Genomic DNA, 3156 nt, shown 5'->3' with positions numbered 1-3156 from the left:
ACAGAGCTCCATGAAAGCTCGGGGCGTCGGCCGGGGACAAGACTCCGACACATAGCGCATCCAGGCGCCGCTCGCTCGGAACGACACGAGGCGAAGCATCGTGCGAACCCCATACAATCTCAAATATTGCGTCGGCCACCGGTCGAGGAGCTCGCGTGCTGTTCGAAGTGAACATGCTGAATCTTCCCCAGGGTCGTCGCCTTCGGTGCCCGGTGCTCCACCACCAGGATATGCGCGTCCCGCCACATCAACGCCATGGCCCGCTTCGCGCCGGAGCCTCGGCCAATGCTCTCCAGAAATGTGTCTCCTGCGAGGCGCTGGGCTCACCCGTTGTGCCTACCCGGCTCAGAAGAACCACACCAGTCCGCCGGGATCGCTGCCTATCTTCCAAGAGTTTTGGCGGCGACGGGATCTTCGTCCAGAGGCTCTCCAGTGAACTCGCGCGCCGAGGACACCAAGTCGACGTCATCCACTGTGAGGACTCCTACCGGCTCTTGGCACGAGGGGAAATCACGGAGACGCCTGAGGATCACTCCGGGGTCGTTGTTCATCGCTTAAAAAGCCCCTTCGGATTTCTCTCGCCACTATGGGTGGCGCCACTTCCGCTATGACGCCGCGGCGATTGAGGGGCGGGTCTACTCGGCAGACAGACTGCCCCGTGCAAGGTAGGTCGTTGGCGTCGAGCCGACTCAGCTCTGCCCACCTCGGTGATGGTTCCCGCTTGCTTTTCCCATCACTTGCTGCCTAAGTGCGATCGGCGCGCCGAAGGACTCAAAGGTGTTCGAGGCGTCACGGCAGCGGGGTTCTGCAGGTCGCCGTCAGCGTCACTAGATCGCAGTCACCTAGTGCCGTTCCAACTTGTTGATACTAAATCTGTCCACGAACGACGTACACGGTGCCTTCCTAGGCGCGAATAGTTGGAACGGCACTAGGACGAGGTGATCGTCCGGATTGACCTCCAATCCCCATCATCATGCCGGCTGCGATAGTTCTCGAGGACGTGTTCGATGGCCGCTGCGTAGGCGGCCACGACGTCATCGAGCGAGTGGGCCATGACGCGCCGGCGGGCCTCTGAGCCGATTCGAGAGCGGAGGGGGGCATCCGCGGCCGCCTGCAGCGTCTTGGCGGTCAGGTCCTCGACGTCGCCCTTGCGGAAGAGAAGGCCGGTCTCGCCATCCTCGATGACGTGGCGGGCGCCGGGAATGTCGCTGGCCAAAAGCGTTCGGGCGCAGGCCTGGGTTTCCAGGTACACACGCGCCTGCGCTTCAGCGTCCGAAGGCATCACCACCAGATCGGCCAGGTTGAGGTAGGCGGGGACGCGGCTGTACTCGACCCAGCCGACGAACCGGAAGTGTTCCGCGATGGCGTTGCTCCGGCAGGCCTCTTCCATGGCCTGCCGCAGGAAGCCGTCGCCGACGATCACGTACACGAGCCTGCGGTTGAATTTGAGCGCCCGCGCGGCCGAGGCGACGATGTCCAGCGCCCGCTTCAGCGGTTTGAGGTTGGACAGGTGCATGACGACGATTCTATCGCCGTCGATGCCGAGTTCGCGTCGCAGCGCCTCGTCCTGTGGCTGCGGAGCGAACAGACGAAGATCCACTCCGTTCGGAATGATCCGCGTCCGGTTGAGCCCCAATGCCGCCAGGCTCGCGGTGACGGACGCCGTCTGGGCGACGATGAGGTCGATCTTGTGAACCGCTTCGAGCCACTGAGACACCAGGGGCGCCGGATAGTTTCCGTCGACGATACCGGTGAGGAATCCGCCGGCGATGCGCAGGATGCATGGAAGGGCGCACCGCTTGGCGAGATCCGGAACGCGCCAGGCAAACGTCTCGCGGCCCATCAGAAGGATGTCCGGTTGTTCGCGTTCGATGAGCAGCGAAAGCTTTTCCTCGATCTGCTCCTGCTCCAGCCGTCGGTACTCCTCCGCCGCCGGCGTGTGAGGGGACGTTTCGAAATACGGCACCCGGAACCGCGTTACCCCGAGCTCGCGATAGCGGACGACAAAGCTATCGCCCGCTCGGTCCGCCTCGGGAGTGATCGGCGCCAGGCTGCGGACCGTGTGACCCGCCCGCGCAAGCCCGACCAGAAGCTGAAAGCCCGAGATAGCGGAGCCCCCCGGATACGGCGGCAGGGTCCCGACGTAGATCAGGCGGCGCCGGGTCGAGGCCCGGGCTCCGCGATCTGTGAGCGTCCTCATCGGGGACCGAGCGTCCGGAACGGCAGGACTTTCCCCCGCGCGGTCGGACGGGGACGGCGGCGCTGCACACGGACGACACCGGCCTCCCCCCACAGATTGGTCATGAAGCGATACTGATGGCGGAGCCCGCCCAACTCGTCGAGGAATGCCGCCACGAGCCGCTTCTCGTCGAGGGCGCCCACCTCGGGACTGACGAGGAGCGTGTAGCGGGGCAGCCCATTGGCATCCTGCTCCTCGATGAGCTGGTAGTCGGTCACGGCGCCGCCGAAGCGGGAGGGCAGAGTCTCCTCGAGGACGCGAAAGAGGTCACCTCCGAGAATGGTCATCCCGATTCCCGTGAGCTTCTCGAAGCTCCGGATCGTGTGCAGGTGCGTGAAGTATCCGACCTCATCGAAAAGGCATCCGCACGGTCGCGTCTCCAGCACGGCATAGTCACCGATCTCGGCGTTAAGGAGCACTTTGGGGCAGGCCGGCCGGAAGGCGGTCAACAACAGAGCATCGACCGTTTCCTCGTCGGCCAGGGGCCGGGCGCGCTGGATGATCGCCCAGGCGTCCAGGGAGACGTGGACGTCGTCGGCCACGGTGGCCGCCGGGCACTGGCTGCCCACGTTGCTTCCCTCGGAGAAGCCGTAGGTGGGAACCGCCTTGGCGCCGCTCGCCTCGATCGTTGCGCGCCGGGCCGGCGTCAGCGGCTCGGCTCCCAATAGGAATGTGACGTTCTCCAGGAAGATTCCCCGGGCTGCCATCGCCAGGCAAACTTGAATCGCTTCACTGGGGGAGGTGCTGATACACGGCTTGTGCCCTCGCCGAACGAGGTGGACCAGATACTCGCCGACGCGGGCGGCCTCGGACAGCGGAACGAACTCCGGCCGCATCCAACCGGCGGCCCGGCGGACGAGCCCGTGCACGCAGGCCGAGATGAGTCGGTCCTTTAGCGTCCCCATGCTGATCGTGGC

2 protein-coding genes are annotated in these 3156 nt (G+C 65.0%); both read right to left on the bottom strand.

Annotated elements, in window-relative coordinates:
• Nucleotides 1–928: 928 nt before the first annotated feature.
• Entirely contained in the window at nucleotides 929–2200 is a 1272-nt protein-coding gene (locus VGR67_15675) for a glycosyltransferase family 4 protein (GenBank protein ID HEV8337851.1), read from the bottom strand.
• Nucleotides 2197–3156 (bottom strand): hypothetical protein (locus VGR67_15670; GenBank protein HEV8337850.1); only part of this gene is annotated, 960 nt, incomplete at its 5' end. The genes VGR67_15670 and VGR67_15675, both read right to left, overlap by 4 nt.

The organism is Candidatus Polarisedimenticolia bacterium (genome assembly GCA_036004685.1).
In the GTDB taxonomy this organism is placed as follows: Bacteria; Acidobacteriota; Polarisedimenticolia; order Gp22-AA2; family AA152; genus DASYRE01.
This window is presented reverse-complemented; position numbering and strand designations above follow the sequence as displayed.